Annotated in this window: 18 protein-coding genes; 6 read left to right on the plus strand and 12 right to left on the minus strand. The window is 72.7% G+C overall.

Annotation, left to right across the window (positions count from 1 at the left end; translation table 11 throughout):
* Positions 1-252 precede the first annotated feature (252 nt).
* Together ACFWIC_RS28170 and ACFWIC_RS28175 are read left to right on the plus strand one after the other, a co-directional pair.
* On the plus strand, positions 253-2,079 hold the full coding sequence (locus ACFWIC_RS28170) for a bifunctional metallophosphatase/5'-nucleotidase (protein WP_380520309.1): 1,827 nt from the start codon (positions 253-255) through the stop codon (positions 2,077-2,079).
* 163 nt (positions 2,080-2,242) lie between these two features.
* Positions 2,243-2,671, plus strand: a complete 429-nt coding sequence (locus ACFWIC_RS28175) for a hypothetical protein (RefSeq protein WP_329882073.1) — start codon at positions 2,243-2,245, stop codon at positions 2,669-2,671.
* Between the two features lie 7 nt (positions 2,672-2,678).
* On the opposite strand, the gene ACFWIC_RS28180 is transcribed toward ACFWIC_RS28175, so the two are convergent.
* The gene (locus ACFWIC_RS28180; RefSeq protein WP_380520310.1) at positions 2,679-3,701 is read right to left on the minus strand and encodes a BtrH N-terminal domain-containing protein; all 1,023 of its coding nucleotides are present in this window, start codon (positions 3,699-3,701) and stop codon (positions 2,679-2,681) included.
* Positions 3,698-4,612: a MerR family transcriptional regulator gene (locus ACFWIC_RS28185; RefSeq protein WP_380520311.1), complete on the minus strand. Its 915-nt coding sequence runs from the start codon at positions 4,610-4,612 to the stop codon at positions 3,698-3,700. Before ACFWIC_RS28185 ends, ACFWIC_RS28180 begins: the two co-directional genes overlap by 4 nt.
* 211 nt (positions 4,613-4,823) lie before the next feature.
* Here ACFWIC_RS28185 and ACFWIC_RS28190 point away from each other — a divergent pair, with 211 nt between their 5' ends.
* On the plus strand, positions 4,824-5,750 hold the full coding sequence (locus tag ACFWIC_RS28190; RefSeq protein WP_380520312.1) for an NADP-dependent oxidoreductase: 927 nt from the start codon (positions 4,824-4,826) through the stop codon (positions 5,748-5,750).
* Positions 5,751-5,799: 49 nt separating this feature from the next.
* Complete coding sequence (locus ACFWIC_RS28195; protein ID WP_329952069.1) at positions 5,800-6,735, plus strand: AraC family transcriptional regulator; 936 nt, start codon at positions 5,800-5,802, stop codon at positions 6,733-6,735.
* 162 nt (positions 6,736-6,897) lie between these two features.
* On the opposite strand, the gene ACFWIC_RS28200 is transcribed toward ACFWIC_RS28195, so the two are convergent.
* Positions 6,898-8,037: an NAD(P)/FAD-dependent oxidoreductase gene (locus ACFWIC_RS28200; RefSeq protein ID WP_380520313.1), complete on the minus strand. Its 1,140-nt coding sequence runs from the start codon at positions 8,035-8,037 to the stop codon at positions 6,898-6,900.
* Between the two features lie 48 nt (positions 8,038-8,085).
* Entirely contained in the window at positions 8,086-8,574 is a 489-nt protein-coding gene (locus ACFWIC_RS28205; RefSeq protein ID WP_380361001.1) for a MarR family winged helix-turn-helix transcriptional regulator, read from the minus strand.
* Between the two features lie 209 nt (positions 8,575-8,783).
* Between ACFWIC_RS28205 and ACFWIC_RS28210 the strand changes: the two genes are divergently transcribed.
* Positions 8,784-8,990: a hypothetical protein gene (locus ACFWIC_RS28210; protein WP_380520314.1), complete on the plus strand. Its 207-nt coding sequence runs from the start codon at positions 8,784-8,786 to the stop codon at positions 8,988-8,990.
* A gap of 26 nt (positions 8,991-9,016) precedes the next feature.
* Here the strand turns inward: ACFWIC_RS28210 and ACFWIC_RS28215 are convergent, their stop codons facing one another.
* The 4 genes from ACFWIC_RS28215 to ACFWIC_RS28230 form a co-directional block, all read right to left on the minus strand.
* Positions 9,017-9,871 (minus strand): SAM-dependent methyltransferase, encoded by an 855-nt coding sequence (locus ACFWIC_RS28215; protein ID WP_329952067.1) that lies wholly within the window; start codon positions 9,869-9,871, stop codon positions 9,017-9,019.
* A 148-nt stretch (positions 9,872-10,019) separates the two neighbouring features.
* A complete protein-coding gene (locus ACFWIC_RS28220; protein ID WP_329882081.1) occupies positions 10,020-11,477 on the minus strand; it encodes an aldehyde dehydrogenase family protein in 1,458 nt (485 codons plus the stop codon).
* A gap of 81 nt (positions 11,478-11,558) precedes the next feature.
* On the minus strand, positions 11,559-12,425 hold the full coding sequence (locus ACFWIC_RS28225) for a helix-turn-helix transcriptional regulator (protein ID WP_329882082.1): 867 nt from the start codon (positions 12,423-12,425) through the stop codon (positions 11,559-11,561).
* Positions 12,426-12,673: 248 nt separating this feature from the next.
* Positions 12,674-13,939: an MFS transporter gene (locus ACFWIC_RS28230; RefSeq protein WP_380520315.1), complete on the minus strand. Its 1,266-nt coding sequence runs from the start codon at positions 13,937-13,939 to the stop codon at positions 12,674-12,676.
* A gap of 94 nt (positions 13,940-14,033) precedes the next feature.
* On the opposite strand from ACFWIC_RS28230, the gene ACFWIC_RS28235 reads away from it, so the two are divergent.
* On the plus strand, positions 14,034-15,011 hold the full coding sequence (locus tag ACFWIC_RS28235) for a winged helix-turn-helix domain-containing protein (protein ID WP_380361009.1): 978 nt from the start codon (positions 14,034-14,036) through the stop codon (positions 15,009-15,011).
* A gap of 207 nt (positions 15,012-15,218) precedes the next feature.
* On the opposite strand, the gene ACFWIC_RS28240 is transcribed toward ACFWIC_RS28235, so the two are convergent.
* The 4 genes from ACFWIC_RS28240 to lgt form a co-directional block, all read right to left on the minus strand.
* Complete coding sequence (locus ACFWIC_RS28240) at positions 15,219-16,679, minus strand: glutamate synthase subunit beta (RefSeq protein ID WP_355401529.1); 1,461 nt, start codon at positions 16,677-16,679, stop codon at positions 15,219-15,221.
* Positions 16,672-21,258, minus strand: coding sequence for a glutamate synthase large subunit (gene gltB, locus ACFWIC_RS28245; RefSeq protein WP_329952162.1), 4,587 nt, complete (start codon positions 21,256-21,258; stop codon positions 16,672-16,674). Before gltB ends, ACFWIC_RS28240 begins: the two co-directional genes overlap by 8 nt.
* 487 nt (positions 21,259-21,745) lie before the next feature.
* Positions 21,746-22,438 (minus strand): VIT1/CCC1 transporter family protein, encoded by a 693-nt coding sequence (locus ACFWIC_RS28250; RefSeq protein ID WP_380361015.1) that lies wholly within the window; start codon positions 22,436-22,438, stop codon positions 21,746-21,748.
* Between the two features lie 209 nt (positions 22,439-22,647).
* The gene (lgt, locus tag ACFWIC_RS28255) at positions 22,648-23,703 is read right to left on the minus strand and encodes a prolipoprotein diacylglyceryl transferase (protein WP_329952063.1); all 1,056 of its coding nucleotides are present in this window, start codon (positions 23,701-23,703) and stop codon (positions 22,648-22,650) included.
* Positions 23,704-23,806 lie beyond the last annotated feature (103 nt).

Below are 23,806 nucleotides of genomic sequence, written 5' to 3' on the forward strand. Positions count from 1 at the left end.
GGGCCGCGGGGGGGGGGGGGGGGGTGTGTGGGGGGGGGGGGGGGGCCACCCCCCCCCCCCCCCCGCCAAACGAACGAGTCGCCAAGATCTCACCTGCCGGACAGCTCGGGGGGCTACCCATCGCCGGGGGCGCACGGCACACTTCTACGCGCGTACCTCTACGCGCGTCACAGAGCCTGTGGGCCGCTACCGTCGGCCGTCGTCGGCCCTTGTTGACGATCCGTTTCGCAGTCCCCACCGGGAGAGTCGTCCATGCCCCTGAACCGCCGTGACTTCGTCGCCCGGTCCGCCGCCACCGCCGCGGGCGCCGCGCTGGCCGGCAGCGCCACCCTGGCCGCCGCCTCCCCGGCCGCGGCCGCCGGTCCGGAGGACGCCCGCGCCAAGGGCCGGAACAAGCGGCAGGCCTTCACCGTCATGGGCACCACCGACCTGCACGGCCGGGTGCTCAACTGGGACTACTTCACCGACGCGGTCTACGCGGACAAGGCGCACAACGAGGTCGGCCTCGCCAAGATCTCCACGCTGGCCAAGCAGGTCCGCGAGGAGAAGGGCTGGGACCGCACCCTGCTGATCGACGCCGGCGACACCATCCAGGGCACCCAGCTGACCTACTACTACGCCCGGGTCGAGCCGATCGCCACCGAGGCCGACACCGCGCCCGAGCACCCGATGGCGCTCGCCATGAACACCATGGAGTACACCGCCGCCGCGCTCGGCAACCACGAGTTCAACTACGGCATCGACACCCTGCGCGCCTTCGAGGAGCAGCTCGACTTCCCGCTGCTCGGCGCCAACGCGCTGAACGCCCGCAACGACAAGCCGGCCTTCCCGCCGTACGTGATCCGCAAGCTGAAGCTGGGCAACGGCCCGGCCCTCAAGGTCGGCATCCTCGGCCTCACCAACCCGGGCATCGCGATCTGGGACAAGGCGAACGTCGCCGGCAAGATGACCTTCCCGGGCATCGTCGAGACCGCCAAGGTCTGGGTGCCCCGGCTGAAGGCGGCCGGCGCGGACGTCGTCGTCGTCGCCTGCCACTCCGGCATCGACGAGGCCACCTCCTACGGCGACCAGCTGCCGTGGGCGGAGAACGCCTCCGGCGCGCTCGCCGAGCAGGTGCCCGGCATCGACGCGATCCTGGTCGGCCACGCCCACAAGGAGATCCCGCAGCGGCTGATCGCCAACAAGGAGACCGGCAAGGCCGTCGTGCTCTCCGAGCCGCTCTGCTGGGGCCAGCGGCTGACCTGCTTCGACTTCGAGGTCGAGCTGGACAAGGGCGCCTGGAAGGTCGTCTCGCTCTCGGCCCGGGTGCTGAACTCCAACACCGTCCCGGAGGACCCGGAGATCGTCGACCTGATGACCGACCAGCACAGGAAGGTCGTCGAGTACGTCAACCAGGTCATCGGCACCGCCGCGATCGAGCTCTCGATCGCCGAGGCCCCGTTCCGGGACACGCCGATCATCGACCTCATCGGCCGGGTCCAGGCCGACGTGGTCCGTGCCGCACTGGCCGGCGGCCAGTACGCCAAGCTGCCGGTCCTCGCCCAGGCCGCGCCGTTCAACCGCACCGCCGTCATCCCGGCCGGCCAGGTCAAGCTGCGCGACGCCGCCGGCCTGTACATCTACGAGAACACCCTGGAGGCCCGCGTCCTGACGGGTGCTCAGATCAAGGACTACCTGGAGTACTCGGCGAAGTACTACGCCCAGGTCGCCCCCGGCGCGCCGATCGACCGGGCCGCCCTGACCAACGCGCAGAACACCCCGGACTACAACTACGACGCGGTGTACGGCGTCTCGTACGACATCGACATCGCCCAGCCGGTCGGCTCCCGGATCGTCGGCCTCAGCTTCGAGGGCAAGCCGATCGACCCGCAGGCGCAGTTCGTCCTCGCGGTCAACAACTACCGCGCCAACGGCGGCGGCAACTTCCCGCACGTCGCGGCCGCCCAGAAGCTGTGGGCCAACTCCGACGAGATCCGCAACGCGATGATCGGGTGGGTGAAGGAGAAGGGCGTCATCGACCCGGCGGACTTCCACACCGCGTCGTGGCGCCTGGTCCGCGCCGGCCGGCCGGTCTTCTAGGCCGGACTCCTGCGGACCCTTTCGCGGCCCCTCCCACGGGAGGGCCGGCGGACCGCCGCGCCGCCGCGCCGCCGCGTCCGCCGTACGCGTCGAAGGAACAGGCCCCGGGGCCCTCGCCCCGGGGCCTGTTCCCGTCCGTGCCGCCCGCCGTTAGCCTGTCGGCATGCGCATCATCGCCAGCTGGCCGCTGGACGGCGAGCCCCCGGCCACCGTGCCGGCCGAGTTCCGCGAGCCCTGCACCCTGGTGGGGCGGGACCTGCTGCGCACGCTCGCCGACCGCGAGCTGCCACCGGGCGTCCGCTGGGAGCTCGCGGAGGAGCACTACTCCGGCTTCCTGCTGGGGCTGGGCGCACAGCACCCGCTGTTCACCCACGACACGGACCCCTACCTCCCGCCCGGCCCGCTCACCGCGTACGTGGCGGAGCAGGTCCAGGACCACCTGGCCGGTTACGAGTTCGTCCAGTGGCCGCCCTGCCCGGGGCACACCCACCTGCTGGAACCGGCCGCCGGCGGACCGGACGGGACGGCCTGGTGGCACTGCCGGACATCCCGGGCCGCCGTCACCCGGGTCGGCGAACTGCCCCCCGGCTAGCGGGCGTTCACTCGCCCAGCCGGCTCAACTCCCCCAGCCGGGTCAACTCCCCCATCGCCGAACGTTCCAGAGCCGCCAGCTCCCGCAGCAGCGCGCCCGCCTCGACCAGCTGCGCCGCCTCACCGGAGGTGCCGGCGGCGGCCACCAGCCGGGCCACCTCCGTCCAACCCCGGGCCGCCTCCGCGTACTTCGCGTGGGCGACCCGGAGGCGCGGGTCGTCCAGGAGTTCCACGCACTCGCCGAGGAAGTCCCGGTAGAGGTTGCGGAACAGCGCGCCACCGGTACCGGCCAGCTCCATCATCCGGGCGGCCTGCGGCAGCCGGATCTCCGGCCGGTCGGCGCGTGCCTGCCAGCCCGGCACCAGCGCCGCCGCCTTGTCGACACCCCGGTGGCCGAGGTTGGCGATCGGTGGGTGGAGGAACGCGTCGGCGCAGGCGGTGAGCGCGGGCACCATCGCCTCCCGCACCAGCTTCTCCCGCGCCAACGGCCCCTGCAACGCGGCCGGTTCGCCCCGCACGGCGAGCGTGAACGAGCGGTTCCGCGCCGTCATCGGCCCGCGCTCGGCGCGCGCCGCGGCCAGCGAGGCGAGGCTGGTGGTGACGGCGCCGCCCTGCTGCTCGGTGTCGACCAGGTGCGCGTCCCGGCCGTCATGGCCGTACATCGCGACGACGTGCCCGCCGAAGTGGACCTTCGAGGTGAAGTACTCCAGGTGGTAGCTGTCCACCTGGAGCCCGACCGGCCGGCCGGCGTCGAGTTCGGCGGCCACGTTCTCCCAGGCCCGGCGCGCGGATCCGGTCTCCTTGACCACGAGCTCCAGCCCGAGGCGCCCGGCCAGGTTCCGGGTCAGTTCGAACGGCTTGACCCGGCCGCCGAGGAACGGGAAGTCCAGGCCCTTGCCGTCCCAGTAGACGAACGACAGCCCGGCCCCGAGCCCGAACAGCATCGGTTCGGACAGGTCCAGGCCCTCGTGGCGCAGCAGCACCCCCAGGGTGGTCGTCTCGCAGTGCTTCGCCCCGCGCGGCTCCGTCATGTCGCGTCCTCCTCGACCCGTACGACCAACCTGGTCATCCATTCCTCGTCCGGCGCCTCACCGGGGCCGACCAGGTACGCCTCCCGGACCGGGGGCACCGGGCGCAGCCCGCGCTCGTGCACGGCGGAGAGCAGCGCGTGGTAGGCGAGCGGCAGTCGGGAGTACGGGCCGTGGTGCACGGTCTCGACGACCGGCCCGCCGGGCAGCACCTCGTACGCGAGGCCCCGCTCCACCCGTCCGCCCTCCGCTGACTCCTCCGGTGACCCCTCCGGCGCCCCGGCCTGCGTCCCGACCGGCGTCCCGACGCCTTCCGTCGCCGGTAGCGCAGCCTTCACTTCCGCCCCGACGGCGATCCGCATCCCGTCCCCCAGGTCCAGCGGGAACAGGCCCCAGAGCGGGGGGCTCCACCGCGGGTCACCCGGTCCGCCCGGACCGGCGAGACCGGCCAGCAGCAGCCCGACGCACGCGCCGACCCGTTCCCCCAGCTCCGCGGGCCCGGCGGTCGCCCGGACCACCGCGAGCCGCCGGTCCGGCTCCCGGCCGCGGACGACCTCGTAGCCGGGCAGACCGCCGCCGTCGGCGAGACGTTCCAGCAGGTCCAGCCGGGCCCGGTCGCGGGTGATCCGTTCGGCGACGCGGTCGCGTTCGGCGCGCAGCAGGCGCGCGCGGTCGGGAGGCTCGGCGCAGAGGGTGGCGGCGATCACCGCCAGCGGGAGGTCGAGTTCGCGCAGCAGCACGATGGTGAGGGCGTCACGGGCCTGCCCGGGCGCGTAGTAGCGGTAGCCGGTGGCGGCGTCGACCCGGGCGGGGGCCAGCAGGCCGGTCTCGTCGTAGTGGCGGAGCTGTTTGACGCTCAGACGGCAGAGCCGGGCGAAGCGCCCGATGGTGAGGAGTTCGTCGTGGTCTGGCACACCGCCATCGTGGACCCTCCCTCCGGGGGAGAGTCCACTTCGGCGGGGCCGCCCGTCCGGACGGCCTGGGCCGTCCGGACGGGCCCAGGCGGCCGGCCGGCGAGACGCCGGGACATCTTCCGGAGACAGCAGGATATTCATCCGCGCTCACGGCCTTCCTACTGTTGGAGACGTCACCAGCGGATCACCCCGGCAGAGAAGGAACAGTCCCATGCGCGCAGTCATCCAGAAGTCCGTCGGCGGCCCGGAGGTCCTGGAGGTCGTCGAGATCGACCGTCCCTCCCCGCTCGGCGCCGAGGTCCTCGTCCGGGTCCACGCCAGCGGCGTCAACCCGGTGGACGCGGCGGTCCGTTCGGGCAACTACCCGCTGCTCGGCGAGCCGCCGTTCGGGGTCGGCTGGGACATCTCGGGCGTGGTCGAGGCGGTCGGCCCGGGCGCCCGTTTCAAGCCGGGCGACGAGGTGTTCGGGCTGCCGTTCTTCCCGCGGGCCGCCACCGGCTACGCCGAGTACGTGGCGGTCCCGTCCCGCCAGGTGGCCCGCAAGCCCGCCTCGCTGGACCACGTGCAGGCGGCGGCCCTGCCGCTGGCGGGGCTGACCGCCTGGCAGGGCCTGGTGGACGCGGCGCGGCTCTCCGAGGGCGAGCGGGTGCTGATCCACCGTGCGGCGGGCGGCGTCGGCCACCTCGCCGTCCAGATCGCCAAGGCCCGGGGCGCCCACGTGATCGCGCTGGCGAGCGAGCCGAAGCACGCGTTCGTGCGCGGACTCGGCGCCGACGAGGTGATCGACTACCGGGCCGACGGCTACCTGGAGGCGGTCGACGAGGTCGACGTGGTCTTCGACTCCTCCTCGCAGGGCACCGCCTCACTGCGGGTGCTGCGGCCGGGCGGCGTGCTCGTCTCGATCATGGAGCACTGGAACACCGCGCTCGCCGCCGAGGTGGAGGCCGCCGGCCGCCGGTTCGCGGGCATCTCGGTGGAGCCGGACTACGCCTCGCTGGAGGCGATCGCCAAGCTGGTCGACGAGGGCCGGATCCGGCCGCACATCGCCGACACCTTCCCGCTGGAGGAGGCGGGCAAGGCCCACGAGCTGATCGCCTCGGGGCGGACCCAGGGCAAGATCGTCCTCACCGTCGTCTGAGCCCGGGCTTCTAGGCTGCGGACATGCGTCACCTGACCGGGGAGAACACGTGGACATCCTGACCGAGGCGTTGAGCTCGATGCGGACGGGGCAGCCCACCTCCGTCCGCACCGAGGGGCGGGCGCCCTGGGGGCTGCGTCTTCCCCCGGTCGCGGGCGCCGGGTTCCACGTGGTGCTGTACGGAACGTGCTGGCTGGTCCCGCTGGACGACGCCCCCGGGCTGGCGCCGGTCGCGCTCAGCCCGGGGGACGTGGTCTTCCTGCGGGACGGTCGCGGCCACATCCTCGCCGACCACCCGGACACCCCGGCCGTCCCGGAACGGCCGGACCAGTTCCGGCCGAGCCTGCCGATCGGCACGGTCTCCATCGGCGGCGACGGGCCGCGCACCAGCCTGCTGTGCGGCAACTACCACCTGGACCAGGGGCGCCCACACCCCTTGGTGCGCCAGCTGCCGGAGATCATCCACCTGCCGACCCGGCACGGCCGGCACCCCGAACTCAGCGCGGCCGTGCAGCTGTTGGGCGCCGAGCTGGAGAACCCCAGGATCGGCTCGACCGGCATCGTCCCGGCCCTGATCGACTCGTTGCTCCTCTACATCCTGCGGGCGTGGTTCGAGGACCGGCCTGCGGCGACGGCCGCCGGCTGGGCGGCGGCCCTCGGCGACGCGGCCGTCGCCCCGGCGCTCACCGCCATCCACGAGGCGCCGTCCACCGCGTGGACGGTGGAGTCCCTGGCGGGCCGCGTGGGCCTCTCCCGGGCGGCCTTCGCCCGCCGCTTCACCAACCTCGTCGGCGAGCCGCCCATGGCCTACCTCACCCGGTGGCGGATGACCACGGCCGCCCGGCTGCTGCGCGAGTCCGAGGCCCCGCTCACCACCGTCGCCGCCCAGACCGGCTACGGCTCGGAGTACGCCTTCGCCAAGGCGTTCAAGCGCGAGTACGGGCAGGCCCCCGGCGGCTACCGCCGCGAGGCCCGCACGGCGTAGGGCCTGCCCGCCGCCGCCCCCGCCGGGCGCGCCGGAGCGGGGGCGGCGGAGCGGGGGAGGCGGCCTCCCGCCCGGGCGCCGCAGTCCCCCCGCGCGCCCGGACGGTGCGGCTCGGCGAACGGCGCGGCTCGGCGAACGGCGCGGCTCGGCGGACGGCGCGGCTCAGACCCTGCCGAACAGCTCGATGTACTGCGCGGTGAACAGGTCGCCGCCCTTGTACTGGGCGACCGTGGCCGCCGGGGCGAAGAACGGCCCGTCGGGTCCGGGCAGCTGGCCGACTCCGCCCCGCGGGCCGAGCGGCACCAGCATCGCCGCGTGGGACAGCGGCTGGTAGACCGCCTCGGCCGGCTCGCCCTTCAGCTGGGCGAGGATGTTCCGCGCCACCACCTCGGCGTGCCGGCCCGCGTTGCCCGCCATCTTGGGCTCGGCGACGTCGGTGAGGTCGCCGACCGCGTACACGTGCGGGTGGCCTTCGACGGCGAGGGTCTCGCCGACCCGGACCTGGCCCAGCTCGGTGCGCTCCAGCAGCAGGCCGTCGGCGAGGTAGTCGCTGTTGACCCGCACGCCGTACGCGCGGAACCAGATGTCGGCGGTGATCTCCGCGCCGTCCGTGGTGGCGACGGTGAACTCCCCGGCCCGGCCCGGTTCGGTGGCGGGCTGCCCGGCGAGGCCGGTGCCCAGGCGGAGCCGCACGCCCAGCTCGTCCAGCTGCCGGTGCAGGTCCTCGCGCACCTCGGGCAGGAAGGCCGGGAGCAACCGGTCGGCCGGGTCGAGGACGGTGACGTCCTTCGTCGGCCAGACCTCCTTGATCTCGCCGGCGAGCTCCAGCCCGACCGGTCCGGCGCCGACGATCAGGACCCGGGCGGCGGCGGCCAGTTCCTTGTGGGTCCCGCGGAGGTGCTCCAGCGCCTCGCCGGCGGAGTCGGCGGTGGGCTTGGCCGGGTAGGCGTAGGTCGAGCCGGTGGCGAGCACCAGGTAGTCGGCCTCGACGCGTCGGCCGGAGGCCAGGGTGACGCCGCCGGGGTCCACCGAGGCGGCGCGGTCGCGGATCACCTCGCCCCGGGCGAGCAGCGTGTCGTACGGGAAGAAGATGTTGCCCGCCCAGTCGGGCCGGACGAGCGCCCGCAGCGACCCGACGGCGTTGACGAAGGCGTCGCGCGGGTCGATCAGGACGACGTCGGCCTCGGCGTCGAGCGCCTTGGCCACCGCGGTTCCCCCGTACCCTCCGCCGACCACTACAACGGTACGACTCATGTCCCTTGCCCCCAAGCAGAAAAGAGTTGCAGTTCGCTCCACGAACATATTAGTTCGTTTCGCGAACTGCAACCCCTTCCGGCGAAAAGCCGGGCCTCAGCACGTGTGGCCGGCGCACCCCCCGACGCCTACGCCCGACTCCCCGAAGACCGCGGGCACCTTGTTGTCCAACACCACCCGGCCGAGCAGGTCGGTGAGCACCTCCCGCTCGCCGGGGGCCAGACCGTCCGGCAGCGCCTCGATCCGGCGGCAGGTCTCGGTGTGGAACTCCTCGGCCAGCGCGGCACCCTCGGGCGTCAGCGCGACCCGCACCGCGCGCGCGTCCTCCGCGCAGCTCTCCCGTCGCACCAGACCGTTGCGCTCGGTGCGGTCGACCAGGCCGGTGAGGCTCGACTTGGCCAGCCGCAGGACCGACCCGAGCTCACCCATCACGAACGACCGCGCCATCAGCACGCAGAGCAGCTGACCCTGCTGCGGCGTGATCCCGTGGTCCCGCGCGGACTCCGTGTACACCGTGTCCACCAGGAACGCCGTCCGCACCAGCGCCCCCACGATCCCGATCCGGTCGTCATCACTCTTGTCCACCCGCCCAGACTAGCAGTCGGGCACCTTACAATTCGCGGTACGAACTATCCGTGACGCAGCCTGCCGCGGTGCGAGAATGACCGCACAACCGGAGTCCACGCCGCCGAACGGCACGCCCGGTTGCCGGCCTGCGCGCAGAGCCTCACCCCTCCGTCGGGGTGGAGGATCGAGGTCTCCGGCGACGAGATCATCATGACGGCCGGCCGTCCGTGATCCACCAGCGGAACCTGCTGCTCGTCCGCCGCCGGTCCGACGCCCGCCGCCCCGCCGATCCGATGCCCCGCGAGAACACCGACCTCGCCTCGCCCCGCACCGGCAAGCTCCGCAGTCCCGACCTCATCTACGTCCCGATCGCCACCGTCGAGCCGGGCGGCAAGCAGGTGCCCGCCGAACCGCTCCGCCACCCGTCGGCCTGACGGCCGCGAGGCCCGGCCCGCCGCCCCTACCGCTTCTCGCCGACGCCCGCCCAGATGCCCACCTGGGAGTCGGTGGACTGCTCGGGCCCGTCGGGGCGCCAGAGCGGCGCGGTGACCAGGCCGGGCTCGGCCAGGTCCAGGCCGTCGAAGAAGCGCAGCACCTGCGCGCGGCTGCGCATGGTCAGCTGTGCGGTGGCGCTGCGGTAGACGGCCGGACCGCGGGAGGCGTCGACGTCGGGGGTGAAGTCGAGAGTGCCGTGCGAGAGGACGAGGCGGCTGCCGGCCGGCAGCGCGTCCACGAGGGTGCGCACGATGCCGTACGGGTCGCGCTCCTCGTCGACGAAGTGCAGCACCGCGACGAGCAGCAGGCCGACCGGCTCGCCGGAGTCGAGCGCCCTGCGCACCTCGGGGGTCGCCAGGATCGCCGCGGGGTCACGCAGGTCGGCCTGGACCACGGAGGTGCTCCCGGCGGCGGTTCCGCTCAGCAGGGCGCGCCCGTGGACCAGCACGATCGGATCGTTGTCCAGGTAGACCACCCGCGCGTCGGGGTTCACCGCCTGGGCGATCTCGTGCGTGTTGCCTGCGCTCGGGATCCCGGTGCCGACGTCGACGAACTGCCGGATGCCCTCGGTGGCGAGCTGTCGCACGGCGCGGCCGAGGAAGGCCCGGTTGGCGACGGCGCTGATCCGCACCAGCGGGCTGATCGCGAGGACCTTCTCCGCGGCCGCGCGGTCGGCGGGGAAGTTGTCCTTGCCCCCGAGGTAGTAGTCGTACATCCGGGCGGGGTGCGGGATCTCCGGACGGAGGTCGGTGGGCGGGCGGGCCTCGTCGCCCTCACCGCCGACGAGCCAGTCCCGGCCGATCTCCTGATAGTCGGTCATCCCCGATACCCCCTGGGTCCGTTCCGGTCATATGCCGGGCAGCATAGGGCATCTGCCGTACACCTACGGAAACAAGGTGGAACCCGGCCGTCCGCCCGCCACGGCGGGGGGACGGCCGGACCCGTACGGCCGCACCGGCCGCGGCGCCTCAGAACGGGAAGCGGCTGCGTCCGTGCTGGATCGAGATCCACTTCACCGTGGTGAACGCGTCGACCGTGGACTCGCCGTTCAGCCGGCCGACGCCCGAGTTCTTCTCCCCGCCGAAGGGCACGATCGCCTCGTCCGCGATCGTGCCGTCGTTGACGTGGATCATGCCGGTCTCGATCCGCTGCGCCACCCGCACGCCGCGCTCGACGTCGGCGGTGTGCACCGCGCCGCTGAGTCCGAACGGGGTGTCGTTGGCGATCCGCACCGCCTCGTCCTCGCCGTCGAACGGCACCACCAGCACCACCGGCCCGAACAGTTCGCGGCGCAGGATCGGCGCGTCGGCCGGCAGGTCGCCGAGGACGACCGGGTCCATCAGGCTTCCGTTGGTCTCGCCGCGCAGCAGCGCCGTGGCGCCGGCGGCGAGCGCCTGGTCGACCTCGGCCCCGATGGCGGCGGCCTGGACGGGGTTGATCAGCGGGCCGATCTGGGTGGCCGGGTCCTTGGGGTCGCCGACCTTCAGGCCGGCGACCTTGGCGACGAACCTGGCGGTGAACTCCTCCGCCACGCTGCGGTCGACGAGGATCCGGTTGGCGGCCATGCAGACCTGGCCCTGGTGGGCGAAGCGGCTGAACACGGCGGCGGCGACCGCGTAGTCGAGGTCGGCGTCGTCCAGCACGATCAGCGCGCTGTTGCCGCCCAGCTCCAGCACGGTCCGCTTGAAGTGCGAGGCGGCGACGGTGGCGACGTGCCGGCCGACCTTGTCGGAGCCGGTGAAGGAGATCACCTTCGGCACCGGGTGCTCGATGAACGCGTCGCCGATCTCGGCGATGTCCGTGACCACGACGTTGAACAGGCCGGCCGGCAGGCCCGCCTCCTCGAAGATCTTGGCGAGCAGGGTGCCGCCGACCACCGGGGTCTCCTGGTGCGGCTTGAGCACCACGCCGTTGCCGAGCGCCAGCGCGGGCGCCACGGCCTTGATCGAGAGGAACAGCGGGAAGTTGAACGGGCTGATCACGCCGACCACGCCGACCGGCAGGCGGTAGAGCCGGTTCTCCTTGCCGTCGACCGGCGAGGGCAGCAGCCGGCCCTCGGCGCGCAGCGCCAGCTGCATCGCCTCGCGCAGCATGTCCTTGGTGAGGGCGAGTTCGAACCCGGCCTTGAGCGCGGTGCCGCCGAGCTCGACCATGATGGCCTCGGTGATCTCCTGCTCGCGCTCCTCGACGATCCGCAGCGCGCGCTCGAAGACCAGCCGGCGGGCGTACGGGTTGGTGGCCGCCCACTCCTTCTGCGCCCGTTCGGCGGCCCGGTACGCCTGGTCGACCTCGTCGACGGTGGCGACCGTGACGGTGGCGATCTTGTCACCGGTGAACGGGTCGACGTCGACGATGTCCCAGGAGCCGCTGCCATTGCGCCACTCGCCGTCGATGTACTGCAGCGCCAACTCGGAAAGGTACGACATCTAAGTCCCTCTCGTGCCGATTCGTGAACGCCCGCGAGCAGTTCGCGATCAGATCTGATCGAGGCTCATCGTACTGAGCGTCTACAGCTCTTGGCGTACGGAGCGAAGAAGTTCCCGTGTCCGGTCGAGGGAGAGACTGTCGGCCAGCAGGCCGTCCATCGCACCGGCGTACTCGGCCACCTCGGCCGGCTTGTCCAGGTAGAGCGCGGTGGTGAACTGCTCCAGGTAGACGATGTCGGGGAGGTCCTGGTCGTCGAAGGTCAGCACGGAGAACGCGCCGCCCTCCGCCCGCAGGCCGCCGAACCCCAGCGGCATCACCTGGAGCACCACGTTGGGCAGTTCGGTCAGCTCCAGCAGCCGGTCGACCTGGGCCCGCATCAGCTCCGGCCCGCCCCAGGGGCGGCGCAGCACGGCCTCGTCCAGCACCGCGAGCAGCCGGGGCGACTGCTCGGCGGTCAGCACCGCCTGCCGCTTGAGCCGCACCTCCACCCGGCGCTCGATCTCCTCCGCCTCGGTGACGTGCCCACCGTGGGTGATCACCGCCCGCGCGTAGTCGGCGGTCTGCAGCAGCCCGTGCACGAACTGGACCTCGTAGCTGCGGATCAGGGTGGCCGCCTCCTCCAGCCCCAGGTAGTTCTGGAACCAGCCCGGCAGGACGTCCCCGTACCCCTGCCACCAGGAGGTGGCGTTGGCGGCGCGGACCAGCCCCAGTACCGAGGCCCGTTCCTGCTCCGCCTCGACGCCGTACAGCGTCAGCAGGTCGGCGACGTCGCGCTCCTTGAAGCCGACCCGGCCGAGCTCCATCCGGCTGATCTTCGACTCGGAGGCCCGGATCGAGTACCCGGCCTCCTCGCGGCTGACTCCCCTCGCCTCCCGGAGCCGGCGCAGCTGTGACCCCAGCAGCAGACGCCGCACCGTGGCACCGCCGCCCGCCTGAGTCGCACTCATCGCCTCAACCTCCGCACCTCGCGCAGCCCCCCGGCCGTCGGCCGCAGTCTTCCATCAGGGACCGACAAACAACAGTCCTCGGTACGCCCCCGCGAACAGCCCGCCCGACGCGGTCCCCGGTGACCCGGCCGCCGTCGGCTTCGTGCCCGGGGCCGACCTGCCGCCCGGACACGCGCGGTAGTTGTCCCGTAGCTGCTCGGATTGCACTCTAGCCGTCGGACGGCCCTCTGGACATCCCCGGATCCCGGTCACCGCAAGCGTTCCAGCCGCATCAGGGCGGGAACGGCGGCCAGGCTCAGGACGAGCAGGAAGATCCAGGGCAGCGCGGTGCCGTGGCCGAGGAGGAGGGTGAGGAGTCCGGGGGCGACGGCCTGGCCGAGGTTCCAGGAGAGCTGGTAGACGGCGAGGTAGCGGCCGCGGCGGGCCGGGTCGGCGAGCGAGACGGAGAGTTCCTCGGCGTAGGGGGTGGAGACGGTCTCGGCGAGGTTGTAGACGGCCATCGCCAGGTAGAGGCCGGCCAGGACGGCCCAGCCGGAGGCGGCGGCCACGGCGGCGAAGAGGCCGAAGGCGACGGCGTTGAGCAGCGCGCCGGCCGCCACCACCCGGGTCGGCCGGAACCGTTCCAGCCGGCGGGCGACGGCGCTCTGGGTGAGCACCACCTGGACGCCGTTGAGGACGAGCAGCGAGCCGGCCACCCAGGCCTCCCGGTGCAGGCCCTCGACCAGGTAGACGGCCAGCAGCATGCTGATGATCATCGAGCCGAAGACGAAGGTGAGGTTGACGGCCACCAGCAGCAGGTACCGCCGGTCCCGGAGCACCGCCCGGTAGCCGCCGCGCTCGCGGGCGGCGGGCGCCACGCCCCGGGCCGCCCCCGCGGCCCCGTCCGGGCCCCTCCCCGGGGCCGCATCGGCCGCCGGGCGCCAGGAGGCCAGCATGACCGAGGCCAGGGCGAAGCTGACCGCGTTGAGCACCACCAGCGCCCGCAGCCCGCCCGTGCCGCCCCCGGCCACCAGGACGGCGCCCAGGGCCCCGCCGAGCCCCATCCCGGTGTTGCGCAGGGTCTGGACGAGCGCGAACCAGCGGGTCCGCTCGCCGTCGGCCGAGGCGAGCACCACCAGCCCGCTGCTGGACGTCCAGTAGCCGACGTGCCCGATCTGGGCCAGCAGGCAGACCAGCACGATCTGCCACAGCTGCCCGGCGACCAGGTAGCCCGCGAAGGCGACGGCGGAGAGCGCGTTGCCGCAGACGGCCGTGGTCCGGGCGCCGTAACGGTCGATCAGCGGGCCGACGACGATCGCGGTGGGCAGCGCCAGCAACCGGGCGGCGGAGACGGCGGCGCCGATCGCCGCCACGGTGAGGGAGGTGGTGCGGGCGAAGTAGACGAGGGTGAAGGCGAGGATCAGACCGGTGCCGAGGCTGTCCACGAGGTGGGCGGCGATCAGCCGGTGGCGGCCGGTGGTGACGGGGAGTCCGAGGCGGTCCCGGAGTGCGACAGGCGCAACGGTGGTGGTCATGGGCCGAGCCTTTCGGCGATGATCGACCACGCCCAGAGATTCGACCCTGTTCGAATCCTCGCCGCTCGCTCCCCGCTCCCCGCCGGAGGACCTCGTGCTCACCCTGGACTTCTCCGCCCAGGACGTCGCCGCCACCCGGTTCGCGTGCTCGCGCCTCCTGGAGGTGGTGACCAGCGTCCAGGTCCTCAAGGACCCGGGTGCCAAGGCCGTCCACCTGCCGTGGGTGCGCCGCACCCGCGAGCGGCTGGCCGCGGCCGGCGTCCGCTACGACCTGCTCTCCCAGCTCGTCCCGATGCCGGCCTGGCACCTGCCCGGCTTCCTCATCCCGATGCCGTCCGCCACCGCGCCCGACCTGGAGACCGAGCTGGCCCTCCTGGCCTCCACCACGCCCGCCGCCGTCCGCACCGGCCTCGCCCCGCTGGCCGAACCGCTGCCCCCGCTGGTCGCCGCGCTGCGGGCCGACCCCGGGGCCGGCATCGCCCGACTGGTGGCCGAGGTCCGGGCGTACTGGGCGGTGGCCGTCGCGCCGTACTGGCCCCGCATCGAGCGACTGGCGGAGGGCGAGATCCTGTACCGGGCGCGGCGGATGGCGGCGGCGGGGCCGGCGGCGCTGTTCGAGGGGCTGCACCACAAGGTGAGCTGGCGGGACGGCCGGCTGACGCTGGCCCAGCGGCGCTACGACATCGAGGAGCGGCTGGACGCGGGCCGGGGGCTGGTGCTGGTGCCGTGCGCGTTCATCTGGCCCGGCATGGTCTGGCAGAGCGGGAACGCCGGCCAGCCCGGCCTGGTCTACCCGCCCCGGGGCGTGGCCACGCTCTGGGAGACCACCGGCCCCGCCGTCCCCGAGGGGCTGGCCGGGGTCATCGGCCGCACCCGTGCCCGGCTGCTCGCCGAACTCGCCGCGCCCGCCTCCACCACCGAGCTGGCCGCCCGGACCGGCCTCTCCCCCGCCAACGTCTCCCACCACCTCACGGCCCTGCGCGGGGCCGGCCTCACCGCCCGGCACCGCACCGGCCGCACGGTGCTGTACGCCCGCACCGAGGCGTCCGAACTCCTGCTGGACGGCCGGTAGCCCACGCGACCACGGCGACGGCCGGACTGCCGTACGACGGCCGAACCGCCGTGCGGGGGGCACCGCCGCGCGGGAACGCACAGCGGCGCCTGCCCTCTGACTGGTCGGGGAGAGGGCAGGCGCCAGGGACCGCGGTGGCCCGGCGACTCTGGCGGGATGCGGCTCGGTGCAACCCGGCGATGCGGCGCCGGGCGGTTCAGGGGTGCGTCAGACCACCAGCGGGCGGTCGGTCGGCCGGATCGGGGCGGGCAGCGGGGTCTTGCCGCCCAGGTACGTGTCCACGGCCGCGGCGGCCGAACGGCCCTCCGCGATGGCCCAGACGATCAGGGACTGGCCACGCCCGGCGTCGCCGCAGACGTACACGCCATCGACGTTGGTGGCGAAACGACCGTCACGGGCAACATTACCCCGTGCGTCGAGGTCCACGCCCAGCTGCTCGACCAGGCCGTTCTTCACGTCGGTGCCGGTGAAGCCCATGGCCAGGGTGACCAGCTGCGCCGGGAGGGCCCGCGCGCTGCCGGGAACCTGCTCGAACTTCCCGTTCCTGAACTCCACCTCGACGAGGTGCAGCTCCTGCACGTTGCCGTCCTCGTCGCCGCTGAAGTGGGTGGTGGAGACGGAGTAGATCCGCTCGCCGCCCTCCTCGTGCGCGGAGGTGACCTTGTAGGTCATCGGCATGGTCGGCCAGGGCTGGTTGCCGGGGCGGTCCTCGCCGGGCCGCGGCATGATCTCCAGCTGGGTGACGGAGGCCGCGCCCTGCCGGTGGGCGGTGCCGACGCAGTCGGCGCCGGTGTCGCCGCCGCCGATGACGACGACGTGCTTGCCCTTGGCGCTGATCGGGGCCTCGACGAAGTCGCCCTCCTGCACCTTGTTGGCCAGCGGCAGGTACTCCATGGCCTGGTGGACGCCCTTGAGCTCGCGCCCGGGCACCGGCAGGTCACGGGCGGTGGTCGCACCGGCGGCGACGACGACGGCGTCGAAGCGCTCGCGCAGCTGCTGCCCGGTGATGTCCTCGCCCACGTGCACGCCGGTGCGGAACCGGGTGCCCTCCGCCCGCATCTGCTCGACGCGGCGGTTGATGTGGCGCTTCTCCATCTTGAACTCGGGGATGCCGTAGCGCAGCAGGCCGCCGATCCGGTCGGCCCGCTCGTACACCACGACGGTGTGCCCGGCCCGGGTGAGCTGCTGGGCGGCGGCCAGGCCGGCCGGCCCGGAGCCGACCACGGCGACCGTCTTGCCGGAGAGCCGCTCCGGGATCTGGGCGGTGACGCCGCCCCGGTCCCAGGCCTTGTCGATGATGGTGACCTCGACGTTCTTGATGGTCACCGCGTCCTGGTTGATGCCGAGGACGCACGCCGACTCGCACGGCGCCGGGCAGAGGCGACCGGTGAACTCCGGGAAGTTGTTGGTCGCGTGCAGACGCTCGATGGCACCGGACCACTCGTCCCGGTAGGCGAGGTCGTTCCACTCGGGGATGAGGTTCCCGAGCGGGCAGCCGTTGTGGCAGAACGGGATGCCGCAGTCCATGCAGCGGCCGGCCTGCTTGGTGATGATCGGCAGGAGGCTGCGTTCGACGTAGACCTCGTTCCAGTCCCGCAGACGGACGTCCACGGGACGGCGCTCGGCCAGCTGCTTGGGCGTGGTCAGGAAGCCCTTGGGGTCAGCCATGTGCCGCCTCCATCATCTTGCGAGTGGTCTCGGCCTCGGAGAGGCCATCGCGCTCAGCGGCGTCCTTGGCGGCGAGCACTGCCTTGTAGTCGGTCGGCATGATCGTGGAGAAGCGGGAGACACCGCTGCCCCAGTCCGCCAGGAGCTCGGCGGCGACGGTGGAGCCGGTCTCCTCGTAGTGCTGCTGCACGGTCTCGCGCAGCCAGTCCCGGTCGGCGGCGGTGGGGGCCTCGATGCCCACCATGCCGTCGTTGACGTTGGCCGGCCGCAGGTCGAGCACGTAGGCGATGCCGCCGGACATGCCGGCCGCCAGGTTGCGCCCGGTCTCACCGAGGACGACGACCCGCCCGCCGGTCATGTACTCCAGGCCGTGGTCGCCCACGCCCTCGACGACCAGGGTGGCGCCCGAGTTGCGGACGGCGAACCGCTCGCCGGCCTTGCCGCGCAGGTGGATCCGGCCGCTGGTGGCGCCGTAGCCGATGGTGTTGCCGGCGATGACGTGGTTCTGCGCGTCGTTGCCGATGGCGGCGGCGTCGCGGGCCGGGCGGACCACGATCACACCGCCCGACAGGCCCTTGCCGACGTAGTCGTTGGCGTCGCCCTCCAGCCGGAGCGTGATGCCGCGGGGCACGAAGGCGCCGAAGGACTGGCCGGCCGAGCCGGTGAAGGTGACGTCGATGGTCCCCTCCGGCAGGCCCTCACCGCGGTACCGCTTGGTCACGTGGTGGCCGAGCATGGTGCCGACGGTCCGGTTGACGTTGCGGATCGGCAGCTGGATGCGGACGGCGTCGCCGTTCTCCAGGGCGTCCTGCGCCAGGTCGATCAGCTGGTTGTCGAGCGCCTTGTCGAGCGCGTGGTCCTGCGTGGTGGTGCGGTGGAGCGAGGCGCCCTCGGGCAGCGCGGGGACGTGGAAGAGCGGGGCCAGGTCGAGCCCGGCGGCCTTCCAGTGGTCGACCGCGGCCTGCGCGTTGATGTGCTCGGCGTGGCCGACGGCCTCCTCGATCGTGCGGAAGCCCAGCTCGGCCAGGATCTCCCGGACCTCCTCGGCGATGAACTCGAAGAAGTTGACCACGAACTCGGGCTTGCCGGAGAACCGCTCGCGGAGCACCGGGTTCTGGGTGGCGACGCCGACCGGGCAGGTGTCCAGGTGGCAGACGCGCATCATGATGCAGCCGGAGACGACCAGCGGGGCGGTCGCGAAGCCGAACTCCTCCGCGCCGAGCAGCGCGGCGATGACGACGTCGCGGCCGGTCTTCAGCTGGCCGTCGGTCTGGACGACGATGCGGTCGCGCAGACCGTTGAGCAGCAGGGTCTGCTGGGTCTCGGCGAGGCCGAGCTCCCAGGGACCACCGGCGTGCTTCAGCGAGGTGAGCGGCGAGGCGCCGGTGCCGCCGTCGTGGCCGGAGACCAGGACCACGTCCGCGTGCGCCTTGGAGACGCCGGCCGCGACCGTGCCGACGCCGACCTCGGAGACCAGCTTCACGTGGATGCGGGCCGCCGGGTTGGCGTTCTTGAGGTCGTGGATCAGCTGCGCCAGGTCCTCGATCGAGTAGATGTCGTGGTGCGGCGGCGGCGAGATCAGACCGACACCCGGAGTGGAGTGCCGGGTCTTGGCGACCCACGGGTAGACCTTGTGGCCGGGCAGCTGGCCGCCCTCGCCGGGCTTGGCGCCCTGGGCCATCTTGATCTGGATGTCGTCCGCGTTGACCAGGTACTCGGAGGTGACGCCGAACCGGCCGGAGGCGACCTGCTTGATCGCCGAACGGCGCTCCGGGTCGTACAGGCGGTCCGGGTCCTCGCCGCCCTCACCGGTGTTGGACTTGGCGCCGAGGCGGTTCATCGCGATCGCCAGGGTCTCGTGCGCCTCCAGGGAGATCGAGCCGTACGACATGGCGCCGGTGGAGAACCGCTTGACGATCTCGGAGACCGGCTCGACCTCGTCGACGGAGATCGGGGTGCGGCCGAGGCCGTCCAGCCGGAACAGGCCGCGCAGCGTCATCAGCCGCTCGGACTGCTCGTTCACCCGGTCCGTGTACTGCTTGAAGATGTCGTACCGGCGGTTGCGGGTGGAGTGCTGGAGCCGGAACACGGTGTCCGGGTCGAACAGGTGCGGCTCGCCCTCGCGGCGCCACTGGTACTCGCCGCCGATGTCCAGCGCGCGGTGCGCGGCGGGGATGCCGGAGGCCGGGTACGCCTTGGCGTGCCGGGCGGCGGTCTCGCGGGCGATCTCGTCCAGGCCGATGCCGCCGAGCTTGGTGGTGGTGCCGGCGAAGTAGCCGTTCACCAGCTCCTGGGAGAGGCCGATCGCCTCGAAGACCTGGGCGCCGCGGTAGGAGGCGACGGTGGAGATGCCCATCTTGGACATCACCTTCAGCACACCCTTGCCGAGCGCCTTGATCAGGTTCTTGATCGCCTTCTCGGGCTCGACGCCCTCGATGAAGACGCCCTGGGCGACGAGGTCCTCGACCGACTCCATGGCCAGGTACGGGTTGACCGCGCCGGCGCCGTAGCCGATCAGCAGGGCGACGTGGTGCACCTCGCGGACGTCACCGGCCTCGACCAGCAGCGACACCTGGGTGCGCTGCTTGGTGCGGATCAGGTGGTGGTGGATGGCCGAGGTGAGCAGCAGCGAGGGGATCGGGGCGTGCTCGGCGTCCGAGTGCCGGTCGGAGAGCACGATGATCCGGGCGCCGTCGGCGATCGCGGCGTCGGCCTCGGCGGCGATCGCGGCGAGCCGGGCGGCCAGGCCCTCGCCGGCGCTGGAGACCTTGTACAGGCCGGACAGCGTGACGGCCTTGAGGCCGGGCTGGTCGCCGTCGGCGTTGATGTGGACCAGCTTGGCCAGCTCGTCGTTGTCGATCACCGGGAAGGTGATGCCGACGGAGCGGCAGGCGGCGGCCTCGGCGGCCAGCAGGTTGCCCTCGGGGCCGAGGTTGGAGAGCAGGGAGGTGACCAGCTCCTCGCGGATGGCGTCCAGCGGCGGGTTGGTGACCTGCGCGAAGAGCTGCACGAAGTAGTCGAACAGCAGGCGGGGCTTCTCGCTCAGCGCGGCGATCGGCGAGTCGGTGCCCATCGAGCCGAGCGCCTCGCCGCCGGTCCTGGCCATCGGCGCGAGGATGACGCGCAGCTCCTCCTCGGTGTAGCCGAAGGTCTGCTGGCGGCGGGTGACCGAGGCGTGGGTGTGCGCGATGTGCTCGCGCTCGGGGAGCTTGGCGAGCTGGATCTGGCCGGCCTCGACCCACTCCGCGTAGGGGTGCTCGGAGGCCAGCGCCGACTTGATCTCCTCGTCGTCGACGATGCGGTGCTCGGCGGTGTCGACGAGGAACATCTTGCCGGGCTGCAGCCGGCCCTTCCGGACGACCTTCTCCTGGTCGATGTCGAGCACGCCGACCTCGGAGGAGAGGACGACCAGGCCGTCCTCGGTGATCCAGTACCGGGCCGGGCGCAGACCGTTGCGGTCCAGCACGGCGCCGATCTGGGTGCCGTCGGTGAAGGTGACGCAGGCCGGGCCGTCCCAGGGCTCCATCAGGTTGGAGTGGTACCGGTAGAACGCACGGCGGGCCGGCTCCATGGTGGCGTGGTTCTCCCACGCCTCCGGGATCATCATCAGCACCGAGTGCGGCAGCGACCGGCCGCCGAGGTGGAGCAGCTCCAGGACCTCGTCGAAGGAGGCCGAGTCGGAGTGGTCCGGGGTGCAGATCGGGAAGATCCGCCCGAGGTCGCCGGGGATCAGGTCGGTGGCGAGCTGGGACTCCCGGGCGGTCATCCAGTTCCGGTTGCCCTTGACCGTGTTGATCTCGCCGTTGTGCGCGACGAAGCGGTACGGGTGGGCGAGCGGCCAGCTCGGGAAGGTGTTGGTGGAGAAGCGCGAGTGCACCAGACCGAGCGCGGAGGCGTAGAGCCGGTCCGACAGGTCGGGGAAGAAGGGCTCCAGCTGGCCGGTGGTCAGCATGCCCTTGTAGACGACGGTGCGGGCGGAGAGCGACGGGAAGTAGACACCGGCCTCACGCTCGGAGCGCTTGCGGACGACGAAGGCGATCCGGTCGAGGACGATGCCCTCGACGCCGTCCTTGCTCAGGAAGATCTGCCGGAAGCGCGGCATCACGCTGCGGGCGGTGGCGCCCAGCAGGTCCGGGGTGACCGGGACGTCGCGCCAGCCGAGGACGGTCAGGCCCTCCTCGGCGGCGATGGTCTCGATCTGCGCGACGGCGGCCGCGTCGGCGGCGTCCTCGTCGGGCAGAAAGGCGATGCCGACCGCGTAGGCGCCGGCCGCCGGGAGCTCGAAGGAGGTCCTGGCGCGCAGGAAGGCGTCCGGGACCTGGGTGAGGATGCCCGCACCGTCGCCGGAGTCCGGCTCGGCGCCGGTCGCACCGCGGTGCTCCAGGTTGCGCAGGACGGTCAGCGCCTGCTCGACGACGGTGTGGTCGGCGATGCCGGTCAGCGTGGCGACGAAACCGACGCCACAGGCGTCGTGCTCGTTTCGCGGGTCGTACAGGCCCTGAGCAGCAGGTCGCGCATCCGGAACGAGCGCGTACGGCGGGCGCGCGGCGCCGACCTGGGGCTCGTTGGCGGAGTGCATGGATGCAGACAGCATCGGCTCTCCCGTCGTCGTCTTTCGAAGCTGGTGCAGTAGGGACGACGTTGGCCCTGATGCGATTTCATGCAAGTTACATGATGCCCAAGAACCCGGGAAGCGGAATATCGCGTCCACATCGCGGACTGATCCGCAGGTCAAGGGTGCAATGAGAGGACGTGCAGCAGCGCACGTACCGACGATTGTGCCCGGCGTTCGGCGGCCCGAAACAGGGGCGAAACCCGCACGCCACAGAGGCCGATCATGGCCGCCTGCGAATCCATCCCCGGAGTCGACCGCAGGATGCGAATCATCGGACCCCGAGCCCGAATGGTGAGACTAGGCAAGGTCGCATCCGGACTTCATGTGCGGAACGTCACGCAGTCGGCCGCATAATCATGCACACTTCCGTACCATCCTACGGCGCCGCCCGCACACCCGCCCAGCCCTCGGGCCGGCCCGGCGGGCCGGCCGAGCGGCCCCGGCGGGCCCGTCAGCCGACCTGCCCGCCGATCAGCCACCCGAGCAGGTACGTCACCCCGGCCGCCGCCCCGCCCAGCACCAGCTGCCGCAGCCCGCTGAACCACCAGCTGCGCGCCGTCACCCGGGCCACCACCGCCCCGCAGGCGAACAGCCCGGCCGCCGACAGCAGCAGGGCCGGCAGCAGCGAGGTCGCACCGAGCAGGTAGGGCAGCAGCGGCAGCAGCGCACCGGCCGCGAAGCAGACGAACGAGGACCCGGCCGCCACCCACGGCGAGGGCAGGTCGTTGGGGTCGACGCCCAGCTCCTCCCGGGCGTGTGTCTCCAGCGTCCGGTCCGGGTCGGCCGAGAGCTGCCGGGCCACCTCGCGGGCCAGCGCCGGATCGACCCCGCGCTCGACGTACAGCTGCGCCAGCTCGGCCAGCTCGCCGTGCGGGTTGCGGCGCAGCTCCCGCCGCTCAGCCTCGATCTCGGCCTGGACCAGCTCGCGCTGGGAGGCGACCGAGGTGTACTCCCCCGCCGCCATCGAGCAGGCACCGGCCGCCAGGCCCGCCAGACCGGTGAGCACCACGGTGCCGCCGGAGACGGCGCCGCCGACGACGCCGGTCATCAGGGCGACGTTGGAGACCAGCCCGTCCATCGCGCCGAACACGGCCGGTCGCAGCCAGCCGCCGTTCACGTCGCGGTGGTGCCCGGCGGCGGGGATCCGGGGGTGGTGCCCGGCCTCGGGGTCGAGGGTGGTCGCGCTCACGGTACTCCGGCCTCCATACGGTCGAATGATCGTCAGTTCGGCTGACGAATCGACCGTAGCCCTCCTGAGCTGGGCATTTCCAGCAAAGCAAGGCTGTCCGAACAAAGCTCCGGCCGCCCTCGCACAGGGTGCGGAGGGCGGCCGGAGTCGATGAACGTCGCAGGTCAGGCGGGGTTCCTGGCGCCCTTCTCCAACCTGTCGAGCTTCTCGGCGAGCGTGTCGGCCGATCCCGCGCCGGGCCTGTCCTCCGACTTGGCGTCGGACGTCGAGCCGGACGTCGAGCCGGGCTTCGAGCCGGTCCTCCCGTCCGACGGCTCGCCGGACGCGCCCTCCGACTCCTCGTCCACGGCCGGGTCCGGGTCCGTCACGGCCGCCGCGGACGCCGAGTCGGGCGCCGTCGGGTCGATGCTCGCGGGGTCCTCGCGGCCGGGCCGCTTCTTCCCCACGATCACGAAGTAGGCGACGGCCCCCACGAAGACCACGACCGCGACCCAGCCGTTGAGCCGCAGGCCGAGCACGTGGTGCGCGTCGTCGATCCGCAGGTACTCGGTCCAGAACCGGCCCACCGTGTACCCGGCCACGTACAGCGCGAAGGCCCGGCCGTGGCCCAGGGTGAACCGGCGGTCCGCCCAGATCACCAGCGCCGCGACACCGACGCACCAGAGCGACTCGTAGAGGAAGGTCGGGTGGTAGATCCCGGTGACCGTTTCGCCGCCGGGCAGCGTCTTCTGGATCTCCAGGCCCCACGGCAGCGTGGTCTCCCGGCCGTACAGCTCCTGGTTGAACCAGTTGCCCCAGCGGCCGAGCGCCTGGGCCAGCGCGATGCCCGGTGCGATCGCGTCGGCGTAGGCGGGCAGCGGAACGCCCCGGCGGCGGGCGCCGATCCAGGCACCGACCGCGCCGAGCGCGATCGCGCCCCAGATCCCGAGGCCGCCCTCCCAGATCTTGAGGGCGTTCCAGGGGTTCTTCCCCTCGCCGAAGTACAGCTGGTGATCGGTGATCACGTGGTAGAGCCGGCCGCCGACCAGGCCGAACGGCACAGCCCAGACGGCGATGTCGCCGACCGTGTGCTTGCCACCGCCGCGGGCGACCCAGCGCCTGCTGCCGAGCCAGACGGCCACGACGACACCGAGGATGATGCAGAAGGCGTACGCGCGCAGCGGGACCGGTCCGATGTACAGGACGCCCCGCGACGGGCTGGGAATGTAGGCGATATCCATGGCAGCTCCGACGCTACAGGGTCCACGGCCTCCGCCGGGCACCCCCAGGGTCACAGATCGGCGCACAGCGCACCGCCGCCCCCTCCGGACGGGGAGGAGACGG

It is taken from the genome of Kitasatospora sp. NPDC127035 (genome assembly GCF_042726075.1).
Lineage (GTDB): Bacteria > Actinomycetota > Actinomycetes > Streptomycetales > Streptomycetaceae > Kitasatospora.